The 24,047-nt window shown below is 44.3% G+C and carries 11 protein-coding genes, 11 tRNA genes and 6 rRNA genes; 3 read left to right on the top strand and 25 right to left on the bottom strand.

Annotation, left to right across the window (positions count from 1 at the left end; all coding sequences use genetic code 11):
• Window positions 1–13: 13 nt before the first annotated feature.
• Window positions 14–1,951: a tetratricopeptide repeat protein gene (locus AC3WSO_RS01820; RefSeq protein ID WP_492528218.1), complete on the top strand. Its 1,938-nt coding sequence runs from the start codon at window positions 14–16 to the stop codon at window positions 1,949–1,951.
• Window positions 1,952–2,321: 370 nt separating this feature from the next.
• On the opposite strand, the gene AC3WSO_RS01815 is transcribed toward AC3WSO_RS01820, so the two are convergent.
• From AC3WSO_RS01815 to AC3WSO_RS01790, 6 genes are all read right to left on the bottom strand, one after another.
• On the bottom strand, window positions 2,322–2,726 hold the full coding sequence (locus AC3WSO_RS01815; protein ID WP_492528216.1) for a hypothetical protein: 405 nt from the start codon (window positions 2,724–2,726) through the stop codon (window positions 2,322–2,324).
• Window positions 2,727–2,803: 77 nt separating this feature from the next.
• The gene (locus AC3WSO_RS01810) at window positions 2,804–4,174 is read right to left on the bottom strand and encodes a sensor histidine kinase (protein WP_492534220.1); all 1,371 of its coding nucleotides are present in this window, start codon (window positions 4,172–4,174) and stop codon (window positions 2,804–2,806) included.
• A complete protein-coding gene (locus AC3WSO_RS01805) occupies window positions 4,174–4,845 on the bottom strand; it encodes a response regulator transcription factor (RefSeq protein WP_492528214.1) in 672 nt (223 codons plus the stop codon). Before AC3WSO_RS01805 ends, AC3WSO_RS01810 begins: the two co-directional genes overlap by 1 nt.
• A gap of 140 nt (window positions 4,846–4,985) precedes the next feature.
• Complete coding sequence (locus AC3WSO_RS01800; RefSeq protein WP_492528212.1) at window positions 4,986–6,083, bottom strand: DUF1648 domain-containing protein; 1,098 nt, start codon at window positions 6,081–6,083, stop codon at window positions 4,986–4,988.
• A gap of 3 nt (window positions 6,084–6,086) precedes the next feature.
• A complete protein-coding gene (locus AC3WSO_RS01795) occupies window positions 6,087–6,482 on the bottom strand; it encodes a GntR family transcriptional regulator (RefSeq protein WP_492528210.1) in 396 nt (131 codons plus the stop codon).
• A 68-nt stretch (window positions 6,483–6,550) separates the two neighbouring features.
• A complete protein-coding gene (locus tag AC3WSO_RS01790; RefSeq protein ID WP_492528208.1) occupies window positions 6,551–7,438 on the bottom strand; it encodes a LysR substrate-binding domain-containing protein in 888 nt (295 codons plus the stop codon).
• Window positions 7,439–7,564: 126 nt separating this feature from the next.
• On the opposite strand from AC3WSO_RS01790, the gene AC3WSO_RS01785 reads away from it, so the two are divergent.
• Window positions 7,565–8,230, top strand: coding sequence for an O-methyltransferase (locus AC3WSO_RS01785; RefSeq protein ID WP_492528206.1), 666 nt, complete (start codon window positions 7,565–7,567; stop codon window positions 8,228–8,230).
• Window positions 8,231–8,696: 466 nt separating this feature from the next.
• Here the strand turns inward: AC3WSO_RS01785 and aceB are convergent, their stop codons facing one another.
• Window positions 8,697–10,295: a malate synthase A gene (aceB, locus tag AC3WSO_RS01780; RefSeq protein ID WP_492528204.1), complete on the bottom strand. Its 1,599-nt coding sequence runs from the start codon at window positions 10,293–10,295 to the stop codon at window positions 8,697–8,699.
• Window positions 10,296–10,405: 110 nt separating this feature from the next.
• Entirely contained in the window at window positions 10,406–11,689 is a 1,284-nt protein-coding gene (gene aceA, locus AC3WSO_RS01775; RefSeq protein WP_492528202.1) for an isocitrate lyase, read from the bottom strand.
• Between the two features lie 214 nt (window positions 11,690–11,903).
• Between aceA and AC3WSO_RS01770 the strand changes: the two genes are divergently transcribed.
• Complete coding sequence (locus tag AC3WSO_RS01770; RefSeq protein ID WP_492528200.1) at window positions 11,904–12,575, top strand: LytTR family DNA-binding domain-containing protein; 672 nt, start codon at window positions 11,904–11,906, stop codon at window positions 12,573–12,575.
• Window positions 12,576–12,732: 157 nt separating this feature from the next.
• Here AC3WSO_RS01770 and rrf (AC3WSO_RS01765) read toward each other — a convergent pair.
• The 17 genes from rrf (AC3WSO_RS01765) to AC3WSO_RS01685 form a co-directional block, all read right to left on the bottom strand.
• Window positions 12,733–12,848: ribosomal RNA gene (gene rrf / locus AC3WSO_RS01765) — 5S ribosomal RNA — on the bottom strand.
• A gap of 184 nt (window positions 12,849–13,032) precedes the next feature.
• A 23S ribosomal RNA gene (locus tag AC3WSO_RS01760) occupies window positions 13,033–15,960 on the bottom strand.
• 89 nt (window positions 15,961–16,049) lie between these two features.
• Window positions 16,050–16,125, bottom strand: a tRNA-Ala gene (locus AC3WSO_RS01755).
• Between the two features lie 12 nt (window positions 16,126–16,137).
• Window positions 16,138–16,214 (bottom strand) — tRNA-Ile (locus AC3WSO_RS01750).
• A 94-nt stretch (window positions 16,215–16,308) separates the two neighbouring features.
• Window positions 16,309–17,860 (bottom strand): 16S ribosomal RNA (locus AC3WSO_RS01745).
• 145 nt (window positions 17,861–18,005) lie between these two features.
• Window positions 18,006–18,081: transfer RNA gene (locus AC3WSO_RS01740), tRNA-Ala, on the bottom strand.
• Window positions 18,082–18,099: 18 nt separating this feature from the next.
• Window positions 18,100–18,176: transfer RNA gene (locus tag AC3WSO_RS01735), tRNA-Pro, on the bottom strand.
• Between the two features lie 10 nt (window positions 18,177–18,186).
• Window positions 18,187–18,263 (bottom strand) — tRNA-Arg (locus AC3WSO_RS01730).
• Window positions 18,264–18,280: 17 nt separating this feature from the next.
• A tRNA-Leu gene (locus AC3WSO_RS01725) sits at window positions 18,281–18,369 on the bottom strand.
• A 5-nt stretch (window positions 18,370–18,374) separates the two neighbouring features.
• Window positions 18,375–18,449: transfer RNA gene (locus AC3WSO_RS01720), tRNA-Gly, on the bottom strand.
• 46 nt (window positions 18,450–18,495) lie between these two features.
• Window positions 18,496–18,580: transfer RNA gene (locus tag AC3WSO_RS01715), tRNA-Leu, on the bottom strand.
• A gap of 21 nt (window positions 18,581–18,601) precedes the next feature.
• A tRNA-Lys gene (locus AC3WSO_RS01710) sits at window positions 18,602–18,677 on the bottom strand.
• A gap of 6 nt (window positions 18,678–18,683) precedes the next feature.
• Window positions 18,684–18,759, bottom strand: a tRNA-Thr gene (locus tag AC3WSO_RS01705).
• Window positions 18,760–18,762: 3 nt separating this feature from the next.
• Window positions 18,763–18,838, bottom strand: a tRNA-Val gene (locus AC3WSO_RS01700).
• 10 nt (window positions 18,839–18,848) lie between these two features.
• A 5S ribosomal RNA gene (rrf, locus tag AC3WSO_RS01695) occupies window positions 18,849–18,964 on the bottom strand.
• Window positions 18,965–19,080: 116 nt separating this feature from the next.
• Window positions 19,081–22,008 (bottom strand): 23S ribosomal RNA (locus AC3WSO_RS01690).
• Window positions 22,009–22,187: 179 nt separating this feature from the next.
• A 16S ribosomal RNA gene (locus AC3WSO_RS01685) occupies window positions 22,188–23,739 on the bottom strand.
• The 16S, 23S and 5S rRNA genes sit together here with 11 tRNA genes alongside, the layout of an rRNA operon.
• Window positions 23,740–24,047: the final 308 nt, after the last annotated feature.

The raw sequence follows: 24,047 nt of genomic DNA, 5'->3' as shown, positions 1-24,047 counted from the left end.
AAAAGAGGAATTTATGAAAGAGGTGAGTGCTATCGTCATTCAATATGATATTCTCCAAGATCAATGTAAGAAACTAAAAGCTTTGTCCTTCTTTAAATTGGCTAAAAATTTACAGGATGCTAGCTCTCTCGCCACGTCAAAGCCAGCTCTATCTTTACAAAAATCACTCCTTGTACTGGAGGAAATTTTATATGAGCTTTATAAACTAGAAATGGATTCAGAACCAAAGCTAAAAAACATTCGGTCATTACTCAATAATCGTAGCTTTGTGGCAAAAATTCATCCTCGTCGCATTTATTTACTAATGAATCTTGTAAACAAAATGACTTCTAGTAATAGTAGTGAAATTGTGGAAGCAAAGGTTGCAAAAATTGTTCTTGATTATATAAGTGATATTGTAGAATGGTTTATTAAACGCTATGACCTTAGCGTAAAGGCAAAGATGATTCGCTTAGCCCCTAGTTTTGAACATATAACTTCAGTTTTTGATGTAAATATGCTTCTTCAAGATAATCAATCAACTGAGGCCTATAAAAGTGCCGCAAACTGGTTTGAGCTTGCAGCAAAACAAGGGAATGCAAGTGCTCAATATAATTTAGGTGCTCTTTATAATCAAGGGCGTGGTGTTAAGAAAGATTATGCAGTTGCAAAAATGTGGTATGAACGTGCAGCTGCTCAAAAAGATGTAAATGCACTTTATAGCTTAGGCGTGCTCTATCATTTAGGACATGGTGTTGTACAAGACTATGAAGAAGCTACTCGCTATTATAAAGCTGCTGCAGATTTAGAAAACGCAGATGCACAGTACAATCTGGGGGTTCTATACAATCAAGGTCTTGGTATGCCACAAAACTTTGCAGAAGCAGCACAATGGTACATGCTAGCAGCCAATCAAGGGAATACAAGTGCTCAAAATAACCTTGGATTCCTTTATCACAACGGAACTGGCGTCGAGCAAAGCTATGAGGAAGCTATAGCCTGTTTTGAAATGGCCGCATTAGCTGGTGATGCAAGTTCTCAATATAATCTTGGCTATATGTACCTTAAAGGTCGTGGCATCTCACAAAATTTTGAAGAAGCTGCACAATGGTTCCATTTAGCTGCACTTCAAGATCATACTAATGCGGAATTTCAATTGGCAATGCTATATAACACTGGTCAAGGTATTCCTCAGGATCGTATAGAGGCTATAAAATGGTTTAAGCTCGCAGCTCATAAAGGACACCTAAATGCTCAATACTGCCTCGGTGTACTCTATGTCAAAGAAAACGATATATCTTTAGCTGAAAAATGGTTACAGTTAGCCACTAACACTGGACATATAAGTGCAGGATTTGAGCTTGGACGTATTTATGTATACCAGCTTAAGCAACCAGAAAAGGCGCTCCCTTACTTCAAAGCTGCCGCTGAAAAGGGGTATGCTGATGCTCAGTACGAGCTCGGATTATTATATGAAGCTAACTTGAATTATGATGAAGCAGTGAAATGGTGGAGAGCCGCTACTGATCAATCTCATATTCAGGCTGAATATCAATTAGGGTTATTATATGAGCATGGATTGGGGGTCGAGCAGGACTTAGAAGAGGCACGGCGCTGCTATCGACTAGCAGCCATCCAAGGACATTCAGGTGCTCAATATCAGCTCGGTAATTTATTTGATAAGGGAAAAGGTGTCGCACAGGATTATACCGAGGCAGCAAAATGGCTTGAACAAGCTGCCGCTACGGGGCATGCCAAAGCACAATATCAATTAGCTCAAATGCACAGTCATGGACAAGGGGTACCAAAGGATTTTGCGAAAGCAGCCCAGCTGTATCGACTCGCTGCCAATCAAGGGCATCAAAAAGCACAATTCCAGCTCGGTATGCTTTACAAAAAAGGACATGGTGTCGCACAAGACTATACCGAGGCAACAAAATGGCTTAAGAAGTCTCTTGAAAGTATAAAGTAAAAGAACTCCTCACCATAAAGTAGGGTTGATTTCCGTTCCGACTGGGCGCTTTGTTGCTGACGCTTCGCTTTTGCGCAGAGCAGAGCTTCCTGGGGGCGTCCGATGAGCCGCTTCACTCTCGATGCTCGCTCCAGGATCTCGGGCCAATAGGATGTTGGTCACGAAGGCGTTATCACAGGACGTGATGCTTTTAGCCTTCGTTCCTCTATATCGCTAATCCCCAAGGAGTCACCCAGTCTATACTCCAATCAACTTATTTATGGCATATGTTTCAAAAAATATCATATCAAACCTTGTGTAATAGGCCAATTAAAGCCGTTCTTCCAAAACAATACCGTGCCACCTCATAAAGACAGTGACACGGTATTGTTTAGCTTTTCATTTCTTCTTTTAGATTCACCATAAATGTTACAACGATAAATAAAGCAAAGCTAATTAATAGCGTTGTCCCACCTATGATAAAGAAAATTAATGTAAATGTACTGCTAAAATGAAATGGATTTATATTGTAGAACCACATGCCTAGTGTTAAACCAAAAACTCCGAGAATAGCCGTCCAACCATGTGCTGTCACTAATTTTTGCGATTTCACTTTAAAAGCTCGATAGAAAATGCCCCATGCAAACATACTTAACCAACCTACGAGCAAAATATGTGCATGTATCGGTCTATATTCATAACTACCTGAGGCGGAAATATGTGAGCCTAGATACGTTCCCAATAAGGCAAAAATCGCAGCAAGACGAATAAGGCGTATACTCCATTTTAATTCCATACAATAACTCCCCCTAAGTTTTTTTCAACTTAGTCAGCAGTTTATCTCATGAACATGAACTTTACATGAACTCCTCATTACAATTTTGGTAAGTGAACACGGACCTTTGTGCCGGAATTCATAATGCTCTCCATATGAACCGTTCCCCCATGTAGCTCAGCAATTTGCTTCACTATGGCTAGTCCAAGCCCAGTACCTTGCTTTGTTCTGGACTCATCTACTCGATAAAAGCGATCAAATACCTTTTGTAGTTGTTCAGCAGTCAATCCTATGCCACTGTCCTCAATAAGCACTTCAATTGAGGTTGAGAATTCTTGCAAGTGAATATGAATTTCTCCACCTTCGACATTATATTTAATAGCGTTCGTCAATAAATTATCCCAAACATTTTGCAATAGCCCAGCATCACCATTACATGTTACTGGTTCAAGCTGATACGATAATTGTACATTTGCGTCTTCAAGCTGCCAGCGATATTTTCTTACGGTTTCCTTTAATTGCTCATCTAAACGATAAGGCTCACGCTTTAACAACCTTGTAGATTGATCGAGTGACGTTAGTAATAGTAATTGCTTAGTTAATGTCGACAGACGCTTCGTTTCTAGTTCAATAATCGTTGTATATTCCCGCCTCTCCTTATCGGTAAATGAAGGATTCTTTAGTAAATCTACATAGCCTTGAATATTCAACAACGGCGACTGAAAATCATGGGACACATTACTAATAAATTCTTTACGTATTCGATCATTTTCCTGTAATTTTTCTGTCATGACATTAAAACTGTCTGCTAATTGTCCAATCTCATCAGCTCGCTCTATATCTAGTAATGTATCGAATTTTTCATGTGCAAGCTGATGTGTTGCCTCTGTTAGTTGTGTAATAGGGCGAATTAGTGCCTTAGCAAAAAGGAGCATTGCCAACAGACTAAGTACTGTCATCGTTAGAATAAGTCCACCAAGTATCGTATGAACCTCAGAAAACAGCAAGCGAATATCGGGTCTAATAAACAGTGCATACTGCTTATTTTCATAAGTAAATGGCACACCTATCGTATTTATTAACTCATTCGCAAAAAAGCCGGTCACAAAAGTTTCTTTAGGAAAATCACGCATACCATGATAAATTCCCCCGTTTAAAACCTGCTCGACTGTTTTGGGCGGTAGTGCTTTATCACGATACTTACCGCCGAAAAAATGTCTTTCGTCACCGGTTGTTACATAAATCTGATAACCTATTTCCCCAAGAGTTGTTAAATAATTTTCTAAATCGCTAGGCTTTGACGACTCAATGTATTTCGCAATATCTTGCGCAATCTTCACGTTTTTCGCATCGTTTTTTTCCTTTACAACTTGATGATAATAAATATTCGTCGCTAAAAAGCCGATACACAAGCTGCCGATCATAACGAGTATTGTCGTGACAACAAATTTACTATATAACGTTTTCATCATGCAATAACCTCTAGCTTATAGCCAACACCACGCACCGTTGTAATCTCAACACCTGTTTCATAACGATGCAGCCGTTCACGAATCCGCTTCACATGCGTATTTAAAGTCTGCTCATCTCCATCGTAGTCATAGCCCCACACTTGCTCCATAATAAAGCTTCGTGTAAACACCTGATTCGGTCGGGAAGCTAGTAAAGCCAATAGTTCAAACTCCTTTAAAGGCAGTACAAGTGTATCTTCCCCAATGACCACCTCAAAGCTACGACGATCAATAACTAGCCGGCCCACCTGGATGGTTACCTGGTTTTTCTTATCCAATCTACGCAATATCGCTGCTATGCGAAACAGCAATTCTTTAGGTTCAAAAGGCTTTACAACGTAGTCATCTGAGCCTGCCAAAAAACCTCGTTCCTTGTCCTCAAGCTCGCCTTTTGCTGTTAATAACAGTACAGGAATATCGTAGTCCTGGCTCAATGTCTTAGTTAATGTAAAACCATCCATTCCTGGCATCATGACATCTACAACAGCCAAATCAGGTAAGTTTCCCTCAAGTAGTTGAAGGGCCTGTTGTCCGTTTTCCGCTTGTATCACCTGATAGCCCTCTTTTGTCAGATAAATATTTACTAGCTGTAAAATATGTACATCATCATCTACAACGAGAATTTTCATTCAAGCTTACCCCCATCCAACTTGTTTCCGATACACTACTTTAACAAAAAATCCGCTCCAATCCGTGTGGGCGATTTGCTAATGCAATGATCGCTTTCTCGCGAGAGTGTAGCGAATTTTTAACTTCTTTCGCATTTATATTATAACGAAAAGAAAGAAATCAAGAGCAATATAAGTAACGGTAAGCCAATTACAATATAGCCTCGTGGATTTGCAAAGTTCATCGTCCAACCGACCCCAAAACGTTTCTCTACAAAAACGGAAGGATCTTGACGATTCACATAAATTAATCCACCCTTCCAATAGCGATCCTCATCAACATCCATTACTTCTGAGGCAACATTATTTCCATATTCCACCCTCAGCTTGCGTTTTTTCCATGCGTAAATAAGGACAGAGCCAAAAACAAGGCATAAGAATAAAATAAATATCGGTAATAGCCTATTTCCTGAAGTCATTGAAGGATAGATATTGCTTAACTGTAATACTGTAAATAATATAGTAAGGGCATAGCTTAACAACATAATGTTCCAGCTCATATACTTTCGGCTTTTCAACTGATCTTCCAATGATTCTTCCTTACGATTAACGGCCAACTTGATTGCAGAACGCTTTATGGAATCTACAATTCCCCACATCATACATTGCATCATTAGCATGACAAGCGGTAGTGAAATCGCAGTAAAATATGTTTTCTTTCTCCATGAATCCGCTTCACCACTTGGTCCCCAGTGTATAGCAATGTCATCTGGTATTTGGTCATAATGAAGGAATGTAAAGATAATGAGAAACACCGTAACACCAAAAGGGACTACGTAAAATGGCCATGGAAGCATTTCATCACGACTACGTGCCGTTACATCAACAGTACGAACTTGTTTTATATTTAAGCCCCATTGCTCTTCCTTTTTAAGCTTTAAAACTCTTTGGTGGTATATCCAATATAATGTCATACTAACTGTAAGCATCGCAAACAAGCATCCAATCAGAAAGCTACCTTGCATAAACTCAGATGGTGCAAGGTAATAATAGCTAACAATCATCATCATTAAAAACATGACGCCAGAAATTCCAACAATTTGAGTGTAATGCTTTTTCATATTACGTAATACAGGATGTTTTACATTTTGTTCGGGTACTGTAACGCCAAAAGCAATTGTCTCTCGTACTATAAACGGAATGAATAATTGTAGAGCAAGTGTAATGATGTAGACGGTTGAAAAAACGCCAAGTAGCATGTGCTACACCCCTTCTGCAGGTATTTGCAAATCAGAAAATACCTTTTTCATCATGTGCTCGATTTGATCAGCAGTTGCGCCGAGCACCATTCCTTCAACCACAATCGGCTTTAAACTTTTTTCAAGTTGCTGTAATTGTTCAGGAGTTAACGCTCGCTCCTCCGTTGAACGAATAATAGCACCTGATTTAGCTCTAATTGTAATGATCCCCTTCTCCTCCAGCTCATGATAGCTTTTATTAACCGTGTGCATATTGACGCCCAGATCAGCCGCTAAACTACGTACAGATGGCAAAGTATCTCCTGGCTTCATTTCTCCTCGCGCAACCCCTTCCATAATTTGCCGAGTTACCTGTTCATAGATTGGTACATCAGATTGTGGCTCTATTTGCATAAACATTAATATCATCTCCAAAATTGTTATACAAACAATATAACAAATAATCATTTTTTTGCATAAAGAAACAATTACAATGAGTTCTTAACAGTTTCTATAAACTTTTGCACAAGTACACTGTACTTTTCATTCTTTCTAGTGCAAATTGCAATTTTATGATTAATATGAACATCCTTTACATAAACTCTCGCCAATTGCCTACTATCAACATACTCTCGAACTGCTAGTGACGAAATAAAATTTGCACCATAGCCGGCCATAACTGAACGGATCGTTTCATTGATTCCATTAAACTGTAGTGCGACTTTAGGTGGCTTGACTTGATACGTTTGACATAAAGAATAAAGATGCTCTCTCATTGAGCTTCCTTCCTCACGCATAATAAAAGGCTCTTTCATCATGTCAGCAAGTGTAATGTACTGATTTGCATATGGATGATCAGGTGCGACTACAAACCATAATTCATCCTCAAAAAGCTCCTCCCACTCTACTTCTTCCGGTCTTTCTAAAATACCACCACCATAAATAGCAATATCAGCTTTATACTGAATTAATTGCTCAAAGGCGTCTTTGGTGTTAGTAGTCGTAATGACTAAATTTACGTCTTCATTTGCCCCTTTATAGGTAGCTGCCCACTTAGGGATTAGAAAGTTAGCCGGTAAGTATGTAGCAACTATATGTATTGTTCCTGCTTTAGCATGACGATAATCTTCAATGAACGAAATAATATGCTCTTCAAGCGTAACAAGATTTTTCGCTTTTTCCGCTAAAGCTTCCCCAAATTCAGTTAATACTACGCCACGTCCTTGTTGCTTAAATAATTGAATCCCAATCTCATGCTCAAATTTTTTTATTTGGCTTGAAACTGCTGGCTGACTAATACGAAGTAATTCTGCCACTTTCGTAAAACTACCAGTATTAGCAACTTGATAAAACAATTTTAATCCATGAATATTCATGTTTTCACCTCACCTCATAACTTAAAGTTATGAATTAATAATAATAATATATTTTTATTATGATTCATCCTATCATACACTTTACATGCAAGCTTGCAAGAAAAAATACGAAACGGGGACTGTTTGATGACCAATTTAAATGTTTGGAATAATGTAGATAAGTACTTTATGGAAAAACTAATACCGACAGACACAGAACTTGAAGCAGTATTACAAGCTAATAAAGTAGCAAGTATTCCGGAGATTGATGTCTCACCTACTCAAGGCAAACTATTATATTTACTAGCCAAAATTAAAGGGGCAAAAAACATTTTAGAAATCGGAACACTTGGTGGCTATAGTAGTATTTGGATGGCACGTGCCCTTCCAAACGAGGGTAAAGTTTACACACTTGAAATTGATCCCGAGTATGCCTCAGTAGCCAAGGAAAATATTAAAAGAACTGGTTGTGAACATAAAGTTGAAATTATAGTTGGAAAGGCATTAGATACATTGCCTATTTTGAAAAAAGCAGGGCCATTGTTCGATTTAATCTTTATTGATGCAGATAAGCCCAATAATTCACACTATTTGAAGTGGGCATTAGAATTAGCTAAATCAGGAGCAATAATCATCGCTGATAATGTAGTGCGTGATGGCGCTGTAATTGATGAAAAAAATGTAGATGAAAGGGTACAAGGTGTGCGACAGTTTATGGATTTATTGCAAGAAGAATCTCGAATTGAATCTACAGCTATACAAACAGTTGGCAATAAAGGCTACGATGGTTTTGTGCTTGCCATAGTTAAATAATCAAAAAAGGAGATATCTCATGATTTATTCGAGACACCTCCTTTCAATTACCTATTTCGTAACTATTGCTAATTTTTGTTTCAAACATATAACAGCTTGTTCTGTATCAACTGTACTTCCTATTCCATTTAATGTTTCCCCTATTAATCGGTCCAGGAACCAATAATATCTCGTTATTCCGTATGTTATACTTCCCCCTTACAATATTTTTGAAAATAAAAAAATGCCTTACAAGCCCCCATCTAAGCTCGTAAGACATCCTTCACCCCTTTTAAATCTCTTTTTATTAATAGACCCCTTTTTGTAACCGTGTTCATTTTTCAGTAAGGAACGGGGGAACAGACCCCGCTCTTTACATAAGTGGAATACAGTGGACTCCATTCGAGTTTAGTCCACAACAATTTAGGAAAGTTGGATATGTTCATTTAGTAGATTCGTATCTCAAATCAATTATGCTGAAAGCAAGTTAAGCTAATTTTTCATAACCTGGAAGCGTCAAGAATTCTGCAAATTCGTCTTGTTCAATTAAAGATTTAAACAGCTCAGCAGCTTCATCATAGCGGCCACTGTTATAGACTTGTTCCCCAACAGCCTCTTTAATTCTCACAAGCTCTTCCTCCAAGATTTCTAATACAAAGGCCAATGTAATACCACGGCCATCATCCAAGATACCTTTTGGATGACGAATCCATTGCCATACTTGTGTACGAGAGATTTCTGCAGTTGCAGCATCCTCCATTAAGTTGTTAATCGGTGCAGCTCCGTTGCCTCGTAGCCAAGAAGCAATGTACTGAACACCTACGCTACAGTTAACACAAAGACCTTCAAGTGTAATTGTACCTTCTGGAACAGCTACTAAATTTTCCGCTGTAACATTTACATCCTCACGTTTTTTATCGATTTGGTTTGGTGTCGTCATAATCGCATCAAACTGTTCCATCGCCGTTGCAACCATACCCGGATGTGCTACCCAAGTTCCATCATGGCCATCTGTTGCCTCACGACGCTTATCTTCGGCAACCTTTGCAAACGCTACAGCATTCGCATCGTCATCCCCTTTAACAGGAATTTGTGCTGCCATACCGCCCATCGCAGGAGCATTACGTTTATGACATGTTTGAATACATAAAGACGTATATGCCTTCATGAATGGTACAGTCATTGTTACTTGTCCACGGTCCGGTAAAATTACATCAGGTTGATTACGCAGACGCTTGATATAGCTGAAAATGTAATCCCAGCGTCCACAATTCAAACCAGCTGAATGTTCACGCAGTTCATATAAAATTTCATCCATTTCAAATGCAGCTAAAATTGTTTCGATTAATACAGTAGCCTTAATTGTCCCTTGTGGAATTCCGATATAATCTTGTGCAAACACAAAGACATCATTCCATAAGCGAGCCTCCAAATGGCTTTCAAGCTTCGGCAAGTAGAAATAAGGTCCTGTACCTTGTGCCAATGCATTTTTAGCATTATGGAATAAATAAAGACCGAAATCAAAGAAGCTACCAGAGATCGGCTGGCCATCTACTAGTACATGCTTTTCAAGTAAATGAAGACCACGTGGACGCACTAATAACACAGCTGTGTTTTCGTTTAACTTATACGTTTTACCATTAGATACTTGTGTAAATTCAATTGTTTTATTAATAGCATCACGCATATTTATTTGGCCACCAATCATGTTTTCCCATGTCGGAGCAGATGCATCCTCAAAGCAAGCCATAAACATTTTTGCACCGGAGTTTAAAGCATTAATAACCATTTTACGGTCAACAGGTCCTGTAATTTCTACACGACGGTCTTGTAAATCTGCTGGAAGTGGTGCAATTGTCCAATCTCCCTCACGTATATGCTTTGTCTCTGGTAAGAAGTCGAGTTTCTCACCTGCATCAAGACGTTTTTGGCGTTCTTGACGAGCCTCTAACAGCTCTTTTCGACGAGCATCAAATTTTTCGTGTAGGGCAAGAACAAACTCAATGGCTTCTGGTGTTAAAATTTCTTTTGTTTGCTCATTTTGTTCCCCAACAATTTTAAGCTTACCTGTTGTTGCTTGTTCCATCAGTTATTTCCCCCACCTTTGCGATTTTAAGTAGTCTTCCCCCGCTTTAGGAGGAGCCGGGGAGACTAATCTATGATTATGAATTTAGGAATACACGTGCTTTATAAAAATTATACGAATTGTTCTGTTTCAGTAGAGCCAGCCATCGCTGTTGTAGAAGAAGTACCACCAGAGATAACTTGAGATACGTCATCAAAGTAACCAGTACCTACTTCACGTTGGTGGCGAGTAGCTGTGTAGCCTTTTGATTCTGATGCAAACTCAGCTTGTTGTAGCTTAGAGTATGCAGCCATACCATTATCTTTATAATCATGCGCAAGCTCGAACATAGAGTGGTTTAATGCGTGGAAACCAGCTAATGTTACGAATTGGAATTTGTATCCCAATTTACCTAACTCGCGTTGATATTCTGCGATTTCTTCTTCTGATAGATTTGCTTTCCAGTTGAATGAAGGTGAGCAGTTGTATGCTAGCAATTTACCAGGGAATTCAGCATGAATAGCTGCCGCAAATACACGAGCTTCCTCAAGAGATGGTTTAGAAGTTTCACACCAAATTAAATCTGCATATGGCGCGTAAGCTAACCCACGAGCAATCGCTTGTTTGATGCCTGGTTTTGTACGGAAGAAGCCTTCTGGAGTACGTTCACCAGTAATAAACTCAGCATCACGTGGATCAATATCAGATGTTACCATATCAGCAGCATCAGCATCTGTACGAGCGATTAAGATTGTATCAACACCCATTACGTCTGTTGCAAGACGGGCAGCAATTAAGTTACGAACAGCATTTTGTGTTGGAAGTAAAACTTTACCGCCTAAGTGACCACATTTTTTCTCAGAAGCTAATTGGTCTTCTAAGTGAACACCAGCAGCTCCAGCTTCAATCATACCTTTTACAAGCTCAAATACGTTTAGTGGACCACCGAAGCCAGCCTCAGCATCTGCCACGATTGGAGCGAACCAATCAAATTGATCTACACGTCCTTCAGCATGATCAATCTGATCTGCACGTTGTAAAGCTTGGTTAATACGCTTTACTACTGCTGGTACAGAGTTTGCTGGATATAAGGATTGGTCAGGGTACATTTGACCAGAAAGGTTAGCATCAGCAGCTACTTGCCAGCCTGATAAATAGATTGCTTTTAATCCGGCTTTCACTTGTTGTACAGCTTGATTACCAGTTAATGCACCTAATGCATTAATGAACGGTTCTTCTTGTAAAGAGTTCCAAAGTCGAGCCGCACCTTTAGTTGCTAAAGTTTGTTCAAGTACAACAGAGCCCTGTAACTTTACAACCTCTTCAGCTGAATATGCACGTTCAATACCTGCCCAACGAGGGTTCTCTGCCCATTGTTTTTCTAATGCTTGAATTTTTTCTTGACGTGTTGACATATTGAAATTCCACCTTCCCCTTTGTAGACAATATACTCTGTTAAAAAACTTTTAATCCGCTGTTCCATAACAGGTTTATTTGTTGTAAATTAATATATAACAGAACATCTGAATTTTCATTATTTTTAGATAAAATACCAGATTTTAAAGATGAAACCGCTTTTTTCGGCGATGAAATTTGGTAAACTGTTTACAAACAAGGGGGATATTCACAATGAATAATGAGTTTAATTCTTTGCCAAAAGATATTTCACAACAGTTTATTTCAATGCTAAAGGACTGGGTTCCAGTCAATTCATCCATTGCCATTGCCGCTGAAAACTCTTATATTTATTTTCATTCTGGACATCAAAACATTAACTTAGAAGTAGGCCAACAAGTAAAATCCGGCAGCATTGCAGAACAAGTACTACGCACAAGGAAACGAACAGACGCCGTTTTAGATAATTCCTTATTTGAAACACCGTATTATGGGATAGGTTACCCTATTAACATTTTAGATGTGCCTGCAGCACTTATTGTAGTATTACCTTCAACCTTTACCGAAAAGAAATTAGAGCCCTTTCAATTTTTAACTGGAAAGCAAGAAGAGGAATGGAATCCTGTTGCCATTGAAAAAATCTCTCATATTGAAAGCCTGCAGAAAAAAACGTGGTTTTATGTGGAGGGAGAACAATTTAAAACAAGTATTACACTGAAAGAACTCCAAATGCGTCTACCGTCATCTTTTATTCGAATTCATAGATCTTATATTGTTAATATTCATTTCATAAAAAAAATGGCTCGTGACCTTACTTCCAATTTTATTGTCACTTTAAAGGATGGAAGTGAACTCCCCGTTAGCCAATCTTATTTAAATAATCTTCGTAACGCTCTTGAATTTTAGATTTTGTTTTAGTGTAATTAATATTATTGTGCTGTCGCTTTGCTTTCGCGCAGAAAAACATTTGCTGAATAAAGATAAAAAGCTGTCTTATACAACGGTTGTATAAGACAGCCTAAAAAAATAAAAAAGCCTGAGAAATATTCTCAGACTTTAGATTGCCTAGCGACGTCCTACTCTCACAGGGGGAAGCCCCCAACTACCATCGGCGCTAAAGAGCTTAACTTCCGTGTTCGGTATGGGAACGGGTGTGACCTCTTTGCCATCATCACTAGACTATTGTCGACCTCCAATACACGGCGTATTACTACGTCAGCTTCTCTCGCTCAATCGATCACGTACAGAGGTACGCTCCCTCATTCACTCGTTTGCTTCCTTGTACTACTTGTGTCTTGAAGCTCTTTTAGAAAGTTTGTTCTTTCAAAACTGGATAAACGGTGCATTGAATGTTTCAAACATGTTGGTTAAGTCCTCGATCGATTAGTATTCGTCAGCTCCATGTGTCACCACACTTCCACCTCGAACCTATCTACCTCATCGTCTTTGAGGGATCTTACTTACTTGCGTAATGGGAAATCTCATCTTGAGGGGGGCTTCATGCTTAGATGCTTTCAGCACTTATCCCGTCCACACATAGCTACCCAGCGATGCCTTTGGCAAGACAACTGGTACACCAGCGGTGTGTCCATCCCGGTCCTCTCGTACTAAGGACAGCTCCTCTCAAATTTCCTACGCCCACGACGGATAGGGACCGAACTGTCTCACGACGTTCTGAACCCAGCTCGCGTACCGCTTTAATGGGCGAACAGCCCAACCCTTGGGACCGACTACAGCCCCAGGATGCGATGAGCCGACATCGAGGTGCCAAACCTCCCCGTCGATGTGGACTCTTGGGGGAGATAAGCCTGTTATCCCCGGGGTAGCTTTTATCCGTTGAGCGATGGCCCTTCCATGCGGAACCACCGGATCACTAAGCCCGTCTTTCGACCCTGCTCGACTTGTAGGTCTCGCAGTCAAGCTCCCTTGTGCCTTTACACTCTACGAATGATTTCCAACCATTCTGAGGGAACCTTTGGGCGCCTCCGTTACCTTTTAGGAGGCGACCGCCCCAGTCAAACTGTCCGCCTGACACTGTCTCCTGCCCCGCTAAGGGGCATGGGTTAGAATTTCAATACAACCAGGGTAGTATCCCACCGACGCCTCCTTCGAAGCTGGCGCTCCGAGATCTCTGGCTCCTACCTATCCTGTACAAGTTGTACCAAAATTCAATATCAGGCTACAGTAAAGCTCCACGGGGTCTTTCCGTCCTGTCGCGGGTAACCTGCATCTTCACAGGTACTATAATTTCACCGAGTCTCTCGTTGAGACAGTGCCCAGATCGTTACGCCTTTCGTGCGGGTCGGAACTTACCCGACAAGGAATTTCGCTACCTTAGGACCGTTATAGTTACGGCCGCCGTTTACTGGGGCTTCAATTCGCAGCTTCGCTTGCGCTAACCACTCCTCTTAACCTTCCAGCACCGGGCAGGCGTCAGCCCCTATACGTCACCTTACGGTTTTGCAGAGACCTGTGTTTTTGCTAAACAGTCGCCTGGGCCTATTCACTGCGGCTCTCATGCGCTTGCACGCTCAAGAGCACCCCTTCTCCCGAAGTTACGGGGTCATTTTGCCGAGTTCCTTAACGAGAGTTCTCTCGCACACCTTAGGATTCTCTCCTCGACTACCTGTGTCGGTTTGCGGTACGGGCACCTCTCACCTCGATAGAGGCTTTTCTTGGCAGTGTGAAATCAGGAACTTCGTCCATACGGACTCGCCATCACAGCTCAACGTTACAGTGTGCGGATTTGCCTACACACACGCCTTACTGCTTGGACGCGCATATCCAACAGCGCGCTTACCCTATCCTACTGCGTCCCCCCATTTCTCAAACGGTGAGGAGGTGGTACAGGAATATCAACCTGTTGTCCATCGCCTACGCCTATCGGCCTCGGCTTAGGTCCCGACTAACCCTGAGCGGACGAGCCTTCCTCAGGAAACCTTAGTCATACGGTGGACGGGATTCTCACCCGTCTTTCGCTACTCATACCGGCATTCTCACTTCTAAGCGCTCCACCAGTCCTTCCGATCTGACTTCAACGCACTTAGAACGCTCTCCTACCACTGACATCGTAGATGTCAATCCACAGCTTCGGTGAATCGTTTAGCCCCGATACATTTTCGGCGCAGCGTCACTCGACCAGTGAGCTATTACGCACTCTTTAAATGATGGCTGCTTCTAAGCCAACATCCTGGTTGTCTGTGCAACGCCACATCCTTTTCCACTTAACGATTACTTTGGGACCTTAGCTGGTGGTCTGGGCTGTTTCCCTTTTGACTACGGATCTTATCACTCGCAGTCTGACTCCCGTGTATAAATATCTGGCATTCGGAGTTTGTCTGAATTCGGTAAACCGGGATGGCCCCCTAGTCCAAACAGTGCTCTACCTCCAGTATTCTCATCACGAGGCTAGCCCTAAAGCTATTTCGGAGAGAACCAGCTATCTCCAAGTTCGATTGGAATTTCTCCGCTACCCACACCTCATCCCCGCACTTTTCAACGTGCGTGGGTTCGGGCCTCCAGTAAGTGTTACCTCACCTTCACCCTGGACATGGGTAGATCACCTGGTTTCGGGTCTACGACCACGTACTATTTCGCCCTATTCAGACTCGCTTTCGCTGCGGCTCCGCCTTCTAAAGCTTAACCTCGCACGTAATCGTAACTCGCCGGTTCATTCTACAAAAGGCACGCTATCACCCATTAACGGGCTCTAACTACTTGTAGGCACACGGTTTCAGGATCTCTTTCACTCCCCTTCCGGGGTGCTTTTCACCTTTCCCTCACGGTACTGGTTCACTATCGGTCACTAGGTAGTATTTAGCCTTGGGAGATGGTCCTCCCGGATTCCGACGGAATTTCACGTGTTCCGCCGTACTCAGGATCCACTCAGGAGAGAACGAACTTTCGACTACAGGGCTTTTACCTGCTCTGGCGGACCTTTCCAAGTCGCTTCATCTAACTCGCTCTTTTGTAACTCCGTATAGAGTGTCCTACAACCCCAAGAGGCAAGCCTCTTGGTTTGGGCTCTTCCCGTTTCGCTCGCCGCTACTCAGGGAATCGATTTTTCTTTCTCTTCCTCCAGGTACTTAGATGTTTCAGTTCCCTGGGTCTGCCTTCAAGACGCTATGTATTCACGTCAAGATACTACGCGATTAAACGTAGTGGGTTCCCCCATTCGGAAATCTCCGGATCAAAGCTCACTTACAGCTCCCCGAAGCATATCGGTGTTAGTGCCGTCCTTCATCGGCTCCTAGTGCCAAGGCATTCGCCGTGCGCCCTTAATAACTTAACCAAGTTATTAAGCCTATAAAAAAACTTAAAAAATAAATGTGTTTGTTACTATTTCAATGTCGTTTTATCCAGTTTTCAAAGAACAATAATTGGTGGAGCCTAGCGGGATCGAACCGCTGACCTCCTGCGTGCAAGGCAGGCGCTCTCCCAGCTGAGCTAAGGCCCCAAGAGGTATATATGGTGGGCCTAAATGGACTCGAACCATCGACCTCACGCTTATCAGGCGTGCGCTCTAACCAGCTGAGCTATAGGCCCTCTTAGAAGTTTTATATTTAGTCATAAACCTTCAAAACTGAACGCAAAACGTAATCTTACAAACCCTAGGTTTGTATTCCGAAAATATCCTTAGAAAGGAGGTGATCCAGCCGCACCTTCCGATACGGCTACCTTGTTACGACTTCACCCCAATCATCTATCCCACCTTCGGCGGCTGGCTCCAAAAGGTTACCCCACCGACTTCGGGTGTTACAAACTCTCGTGGTGTGACGGGCGGTGTGTACAAGGCCCGGGAACGTATTCACCGCGGCATGCTGATCCGCGATTACTAGCGATTCCGGCTTCATGTAGGCGAGTTGCAGCCTACAATCCGAACTGAGAACGACTTTATCGGATTAGCTCCCTCTCGCGAGTTGGCAACCGTTTGTATCGTCCATTGTAGCACGTGTGTAGCCCAGGTCATAAGGGGCATGATGATTTGACGTCATCCCCACCTTCCTCCGGTTTGTCACCGGCAGTCACCTTAGAGTGCCCAACTAAATGATGGCAACTAAGATCAAGGGTTGCGCTCGTTGCGGGACTTAACCCAACATCTCACGACACGAGCTGACGACAACCATGCACCACCTGTCACCGTTGTCCCCGAAGGGAAAACCATATCTCTACAGTGGTCAACGGGATGTCAAGACCTGGTAAGGTTCTTCGCGTTGCTTCGAATTAAACCACATGCTCCACCGCTTGTGCGGGCCCCCGTCAATTCCTTTGAGTTTCAGTCTTGCGACCGTACTCCCCAGGCGGAGTGCTTAATGCGTTAGCTGCAGCACTAAGGGGCGGAAACCCCCTAACACTTAGCACTCATCGTTTACGGCGTGGACTACCAGGGTATCTAATCCTGTTTGCTCCCCACGCTTTCGCGCCTCAGCGTCAGTTACAGACCAGAAAGTCGCCTTCGCCACTGGTGTTCCTCCAAATCTCTACGCATTTCACCGCTACACTTGGAATTCCACTTTCCTCTTCTGCACTCAAGTCCCCCAGTTTCCAATGACCCTCCACGGTTGAGCCGTGGGCTTTCACATCAGACTTAAAGGACCGCCTGCGCGCGCTTTACGCCCAATAATTCCGGACAACGCTTGCCACCTACGTATTACCGCGGCTGCTGGCACGTAGTTAGCCGTGGCTTTCTAATAAGGTACCGTCAAGGTACAGCCAGTTACTACTGTACTTGTTCTTCCCTTACAACAGAGTTTTACGATCCGAAAACCTTCTTCACTCACGCGGCGTTGCTCCATCAGGCTTTCGCCCATTGTGGAAGATTCCCTACTGCTGCCTCCCGTAGGAGTCTGGGCCGTGTCTCAGTCCCAGTGTGGCCGATCACCCTCTCAGGTCGGCTACGCATCGTCGCCTTGGTGAGCCGTTACCTCACCAACTAGCTAATGCGCCGCGGGCCCATCTTATAGCGACAGCCGAGACCGTCTTTCAGTATTTCACTATGAAGTAAAATAGATTATTCGGTATTAGCCCCGGTTTCCCGGAGTTATCCCAAACTATAAGGTAGGTTGCCCACGTGTTACTCACCCGTCCGCCGCTAACGTCAAAGGAGCAAGCTCCTTATCTGTTCGCTCGACTTGCATGTATTAGGCACGCCGCCAGCGTTCGTCCTGAGCCAGGATCAAACTCTCCATAAAAAGAAATTTGATTAGCTCAAATTGTTTTGCTGGCATCATGTTTGATGTCCAAAATTTTGTTTCGTTCACTAACTCAAGGTTAGCTACTAAAAACTTTATTGATTACGTTTTGCTTGTTCAGTTTTCAAGGTTCATTTGTTTTAATTGGTGGAGCCTAGCGGGATCGAACCGCTGACCTCCTGCGTGCAAGGCAGGCGCTCTCCCAGCTGAGCTAAGGCCCCATAGATATTTTTAGGAAATGGTCGGGAAGACAGGATTCGAACCTGCGACCCCTTGGTCCCAAACCAAGTGCTCTACCAAGCTGAGCTACTTCCCGTTTGTTATATTGGCGCGCCCGACAGGAGTCGAACCCATAACCTTCTGATCCGTAGTCAGACGCTCTATCCAATTGAGCTACGGGCGCTAATTATTAAAATAAAATGGTGCCGAGGGCCGGAATCGAACCGGCACGGTAGTCACCTACCGCAGGATTTTAAGTCCTGTGCGTCTGCCAGTTCCGCCACCCCGGCACATTTGGAGCGGAAGACGAGGTTCGAACTCGCGACCCCCACCTTGGCAAGGTGGTGTTCTACCACTGAACTACTTCCGCATGTGCATAAGATTTATTTATCCTGGCAATTATTAAATTTAAAATATGGTGCGGGTGAAGGGAGTCGAACCCCCACGCCTTGCGGCGCTAGATCCTAAGTCTAGTGCGTCTGCCAATTCCGCCACACCCGCATATTTTGTTGGCAATTTAAATGGTGAGCCATGAAGGACTCGAACCTTCGACCCTCTGATTAAAAGTCAGATGCTCTACCAACTGAGCTAATGGCTCAAACTATGGTGCCGGCGATAGGAGTCGAACCCACGACCTACTGATTACAAGTCAGTTGCTCTACCAACTGAGCTACACCGGCAAATGGTGGAGGATGACGGGCTCGAACCGCCGACCCCCTGCTTGTAAGGCAGGTGCTCTCCCAGCTGAGCTAATCCTCCTGGGTATTACGCCTAGCGACGTCCTACTCTCGCAGGGGGAAGCCCCCAACTACCATCGGCGCTAAAGAGCTTAACTTCCGTGTTCGGTATGGGAACGGGTGTGACCTCTTTGCCATCATCACTAGACTATTTTAAAGACAAGATTTATTATAACACATTTTGTTATAATTGCAAGCTTTTTTTAAAAAACTTTCTTGTTCTTTCAAAACTGGATAAACGGTGCATTGAATGTTTCAAACATTTTGGTTAAGTCCTCGATCGATTAGTATTCGTCAGCTCCATGTGTCACCACACTTCCACCTCGAACCTATCTACCTCATCGTCTTTGAGGGATCTTACTTACTTGCGTAATGGGAAATCTCATCTTGAGGGGGGCTTCATGCTTAGATGCTTTCAGCACTTATCCCGTCCACACATAGCTACCCAGCGATGCCTTTGGCAAGACAACTGGTACACCAGCGGTGTGTCCATCCCGGTCCTCTCGTACTAAGGACAGCTCCTCTCAAATTTCCTACGCCCACGACGGATAGGGACCGAACTGTCTCACGACGTTCTGAACCCAGCTCGCGTACCGCTTTAATGGGCGAACAGCCCAACCCTTGGGACCGACTACAGCCCCAGGATGCGATGAGCCGACATCGAGGTGCCAAACCTCCCCGTCGATGTGGACTCTTGGGGGAGATAAGCCTGTTATCCCCGGGGTAGCTTTTATCCGTTGAGCGATGGCCCTTCCATGCGGAACCACCGGATCACTAAGCCCGTCTTTCGACCCTGCTCGACTTGTAGGTCTCGCAGTCAAGCTCCCTTGTGCCTTTACACTCTACGAATGATTTCCAACCATTCTGAGGGAACCTTTGGGCGCCTCCGTTACCTTTTAGGAGGCGACCGCCCCAGTCAAACTGTCCGCCTGACACTGTCTCCTGCCCCGCTAAGGGGCATGGGTTAGAATTTCAATACAACCAGGGTAGTATCCCACCGACGCCTCCTTCGAAGCTGGCGCTCCGAGATCTCTGGCTCCTACCTATCCTGTACAAGTTGTACCAAAATTCAATATCAGGCTACAGTAAAGCTCCACGGGGTCTTTCCGTCCTGTCGCGGGTAACCTGCATCTTCACAGGTACTATAATTTCACCGAGTCTCTCGTTGAGACAGTGCCCAGATCGTTACGCCTTTCGTGCGGGTCGGAACTTACCCGACAAGGAATTTCGCTACCTTAGGACCGTTATAGTTACGGCCGCCGTTTACTGGGGCTTCAATTCGCAGCTTCGCTTGCGCTAACCACTCCTCTTAACCTTCCAGCACCGGGCAGGCGTCAGCCCCTATACGTCACCTTACGGTTTTGCAGAGACCTGTGTTTTTGCTAAACAGTCGCCTGGGCCTATTCACTGCGGCTCTCATGCGCTTGCACGCTCAAGAGCACCCCTTCTCCCGAAGTTACGGGGTCATTTTGCCGAGTTCCTTAACGAGAGTTCTCTCGCACACCTTAGGATTCTCTCCTCGACTACCTGTGTCGGTTTGCGGTACGGGCACCTCTCACCTCGATAGAGGCTTTTCTTGGCAGTGTGAAATCAGGAACTTCGTCCATACGGACTCGCCATCACAGCTCAACGTTACAGTGTGCGGATTTGCCTACACACACGCCTTACTGCTTGGACGCGCATATCCAACAGCGCGCTTACCCTATCCTACTGCGTCCCCCCATTTCTCAAACGGTGAGGAGGTGGTACAGGAATATCAACCTGTTGTCCATCGCCTACGCCTATCGGCCTCGGCTTAGGTCCCGACTAACCCTGAGCGGACGAGCCTTCCTCAGGAAACCTTAGTCATACGGTGGACGGGATTCTCACCCGTCTTTCGCTACTCATACCGGCATTCTCACTTCTAAGCGCTCCACCAGTCCTTCCGATCTGACTTCAACGCACTTAGAACGCTCTCCTACCACTGACATCGTAGATGTCAATCCACAGCTTCGGTGAATCGTTTAGCCCCGATACATTTTCGGCGCAGCGTCACTCGACCAGTGAGCTATTACGCACTCTTTAAATGATGGCTGCTTCTAAGCCAACATCCTGGTTGTCTGTGCAACGCCACATCCTTTTCCACTTAACGATTACTTTGGGACCTTAGCTGGTGGTCTGGGCTGTTTCCCTTTTGACTACGGATCTTATCACTCGCAGTCTGACTCCCGTGTATAAATATCTGGCATTCGGAGTTTGTCTGAATTCGGTAAACCGGGATGGCCCCCTAGTCCAAACAGTGCTCTACCTCCAGTATTCTCATCACGAGGCTAGCCCTAAAGCTATTTCGGAGAGAACCAGCTATCTCCAAGTTCGATTGGAATTTCTCCGCTACCCACACCTCATCCCCGCACTTTTCAACGTGCGTGGGTTCGGGCCTCCAGTAAGTGTTACCTCACCTTCACCCTGGACATGGGTAGATCACCTGGTTTCGGGTCTACGACCACGTACTATTTCGCCCTATTCAGACTCGCTTTCGCTGCGGCTCCGCCTTCTAAAGCTTAACCTCGCACGTAATCGTAACTCGCCGGTTCATTCTACAAAAGGCACGCTATCACCCATTAACGGGCTCTAACTACTTGTAGGCACACGGTTTCAGGATCTCTTTCACTCCCCTTCCGGGGTGCTTTTCACCTTTCCCTCACGGTACTGGTTCACTATCGGTCACTAGGTAGTATTTAGCCTTGGGAGATGGTCCTCCCGGATTCCGACGGAATTTCACGTGTTCCGCCGTACTCAGGATCCACTCAGGAGAGAACGAACTTTCGACTACAGGGCTTTTACCTGCTCTGGCGGACCTTTCCAAGTCGCTTCATCTAACTCGCTCTTTTGTAACTCCGTATAGAGTGTCCTACAACCCCAAGAGGCAAGCCTCTTGGTTTGGGCTCTTCCCGTTTCGCTCGCCGCTACTCAGGGAATCGATTTTTCTTTCTCTTCCTCCAGGTACTTAGATGTTTCAGTTCCCTGGGTCTGCCTTCAAGACGCTATGTATTCACGTCAAGATACTACGCGATTAAACGTAGTGGGTTCCCCCATTCGGAAATCTCCGGATCAAAGCTCACTTACAGCTCCCCGAAGCATATCGGTGTTAGTGCCGTCCTTCATCGGCTCCTAGTGCCAAGGCATTCGCCGTGCGCCCTTAATAACTTAACCAAGTTATTAAGCCTAAAAAACTTAAAAAATAAATGTGTTTGTTACTATTTCAATGTCGTTTTATCCAGTTTTCAAAGAACAAGTTTTGAAGTATTTCATTCGTTAAGAATGAACCTTCAAAACTGAACGCAAAACGTAATCTTACAAACCCTAGGTTTGTATTCCGAAAATATCCTTAGAAAGGAGGTGATCCAGCCGCACCTTCCGATACGGCTACCTTGTTACGACTTCACCCCAATCATCTATCCCACCTTCGGCGGCTGGCTCCAAAAGGTTACCCCACCGACTTCGGGTGTTACAAACTCTCGTGGTGTGACGGGCGGTGTGTACAAGGCCCGGGAACGTATTCACCGCGGCATGCTGATCCGCGATTACTAGCGATTCCGGCTTCATGTAGGCGAGTTGCAGCCTACAATCCGAACTGAGAACGACTTTATCGGATTAGCTCCCTCTCGCGAGTTGGCAACCGTTTGTATCGTCCATTGTAGCACGTGTGTAGCCCAGGTCATAAGGGGCATGATGATTTGACGTCATCCCCACCTTCCTCCGGTTTGTCACCGGCAGTCACCTTAGAGTGCCCAACTAAATGATGGCAACTAAGATCAAGGGTTGCGCTCGTTGCGGGACTTAACCCAACATCTCACGACACGAGCTGACGACAACCATGCACCACCTGTCACCGTTGTCCCCGAAGGGAAAACCATATCTCTACAGTGGTCAACGGGATGTCAAGACCTGGTAAGGTTCTTCGCGTTGCTTCGAATTAAACCACATGCTCCACCGCTTGTGCGGGCCCCCGTCAATTCCTTTGAGTTTCAGTCTTGCGACCGTACTCCCCAGGCGGAGTGCTTAATGCGTTAGCTGCAGCACTAAGGGGCGGAAACCCCCTAACACTTAGCACTCATCGTTTACGGCGTGGACTACCAGGGTATCTAATCCTGTTTGCTCCCCACGCTTTCGCGCCTCAGCGTCAGTTACAGACCAGAAAGTCGCCTTCGCCACTGGTGTTCCTCCAAATCTCTACGCATTTCACCGCTACACTTGGAATTCCACTTTCCTCTTCTGCACTCAAGTCCCCCAGTTTCCAATGACCCTCCACGGTTGAGCCGTGGGCTTTCACATCAGACTTAAAGGACCGCCTGCGCGCGCTTTACGCCCAATAATTCCGGACAACGCTTGCCACCTACGTATTACCGCGGCTGCTGGCACGTAGTTAGCCGTGGCTTTCTAATAAGGTACCGTCAAGGTACAGCCAGTTACTACTGTACTTGTTCTTCCCTTACAACAGAGTTTTACGATCCGAAAACCTTCTTCACTCACGCGGCGTTGCTCCATCAGGCTTTCGCCCATTGTGGAAGATTCCCTACTGCTGCCTCCCGTAGGAGTCTGGGCCGTGTCTCAGTCCCAGTGTGGCCGATCACCCTCTCAGGTCGGCTACGCATCGTCGCCTTGGTGAGCCGTTACCTCACCAACTAGCTAATGCGCCGCGGGCCCATCTTATAGCGACAGCCGAAACCGTCTTTTAGTATTTCACCATGAAGTGAAATAGATTATTCGGTATTAGCCCCGGTTTCCCGGAGTTATCCCAAACTATAAGGTAGGTTGCCCACGTGTTACTCACCCGTCCGCCGCTAACGTCAAAGGAGCAAGCTCCTTATCTGTTCGCTCGACTTGCATGTATTAGGCACGCCGCCAGCGTTCGTCCTGAGCCAGGATCAAACTCTCCATAAAAGAAATTTGATTAGCTCAAATTGTTTTGCTGGCATCATGTTTGATGTCCAAAATTTTGTTTCGTTCACCAACTCAAGGTTAGCTACTAAAAACTTTATTGATTACGTTTTGCTTGTTCAGTTTTCAAGGTTCATTTCGTTGTTGTTTTGTTTCAACAACTTTTATAGTATAACATTTTTGTTTTTCGTTGTCAACTCTTTTTTAGAAGTTTTTTCACTTCGTTTCAAAAGCAACAACTCTTATATAATACCATTCTTAGTTTTCAATGTCAACATCTTTTTTTGATGTTTTTTCGAATTCATTTTGTT

The sequence above is a fragment of the Lysinibacillus sp. EB106-09-02-XG168 genome, assembly GCF_058791475.1.
The sequence above is the reverse complement of the archived record's forward strand: the minus strand, read 5'-3'. Positions and strand labels throughout refer to the sequence as shown.

Excerpts from the sequence above, each read along its gene's own strand:
- AC3WSO_RS01820 (WP_492528218.1), top strand. The coding sequence starts at position 14 with ATGAAAGAGGTGAGTGCTATCGTCATTCAATATGATATTCTCCAAGAT.
- AC3WSO_RS01815 (WP_492528216.1), bottom strand. The coding sequence starts at position 2,726 with ATGGAATTAAAATGGAGTATACGCCTTATTCGTCTTGCTGCGATTTTT.
- AC3WSO_RS01810 (WP_492534220.1), bottom strand. The coding sequence starts at position 4,174 with ATGAAAACGTTATATAGTAAATTTGTTGTCACGACAATACTCGTTATG.
- AC3WSO_RS01805 (WP_492528214.1), bottom strand. The coding sequence starts at position 4,845 with ATGAAAATTCTCGTTGTAGATGATGATGTACATATTTTACAGCTAGTA.
- AC3WSO_RS01800 (WP_492528212.1), bottom strand. The coding sequence starts at position 6,083 with ATGCTACTTGGCGTTTTTTCAACCGTCTACATCATTACACTTGCTCTA.
- AC3WSO_RS01795 (WP_492528210.1), bottom strand. The coding sequence starts at position 6,482 with ATGTTTATGCAAATAGAGCCACAATCTGATGTACCAATCTATGAACAG.
- AC3WSO_RS01790 (WP_492528208.1), bottom strand. The coding sequence starts at position 7,438 with ATGAATATTCATGGATTAAAATTGTTTTATCAAGTTGCTAATACTGGT.
- AC3WSO_RS01785 (WP_492528206.1), top strand. The coding sequence starts at position 7,565 with ATGACCAATTTAAATGTTTGGAATAATGTAGATAAGTACTTTATGGAA.
- aceB (WP_492528204.1), bottom strand. The coding sequence starts at position 10,295 with ATGGAACAAGCAACAACAGGTAAGCTTAAAATTGTTGGGGAACAAAAT.
- aceA (WP_492528202.1), bottom strand. The coding sequence starts at position 11,689 with ATGTCAACACGTCAAGAAAAAATTCAAGCATTAGAAAAACAATGGGCA.
- AC3WSO_RS01770 (WP_492528200.1), top strand. The coding sequence starts at position 11,904 with ATGAATAATGAGTTTAATTCTTTGCCAAAAGATATTTCACAACAGTTT.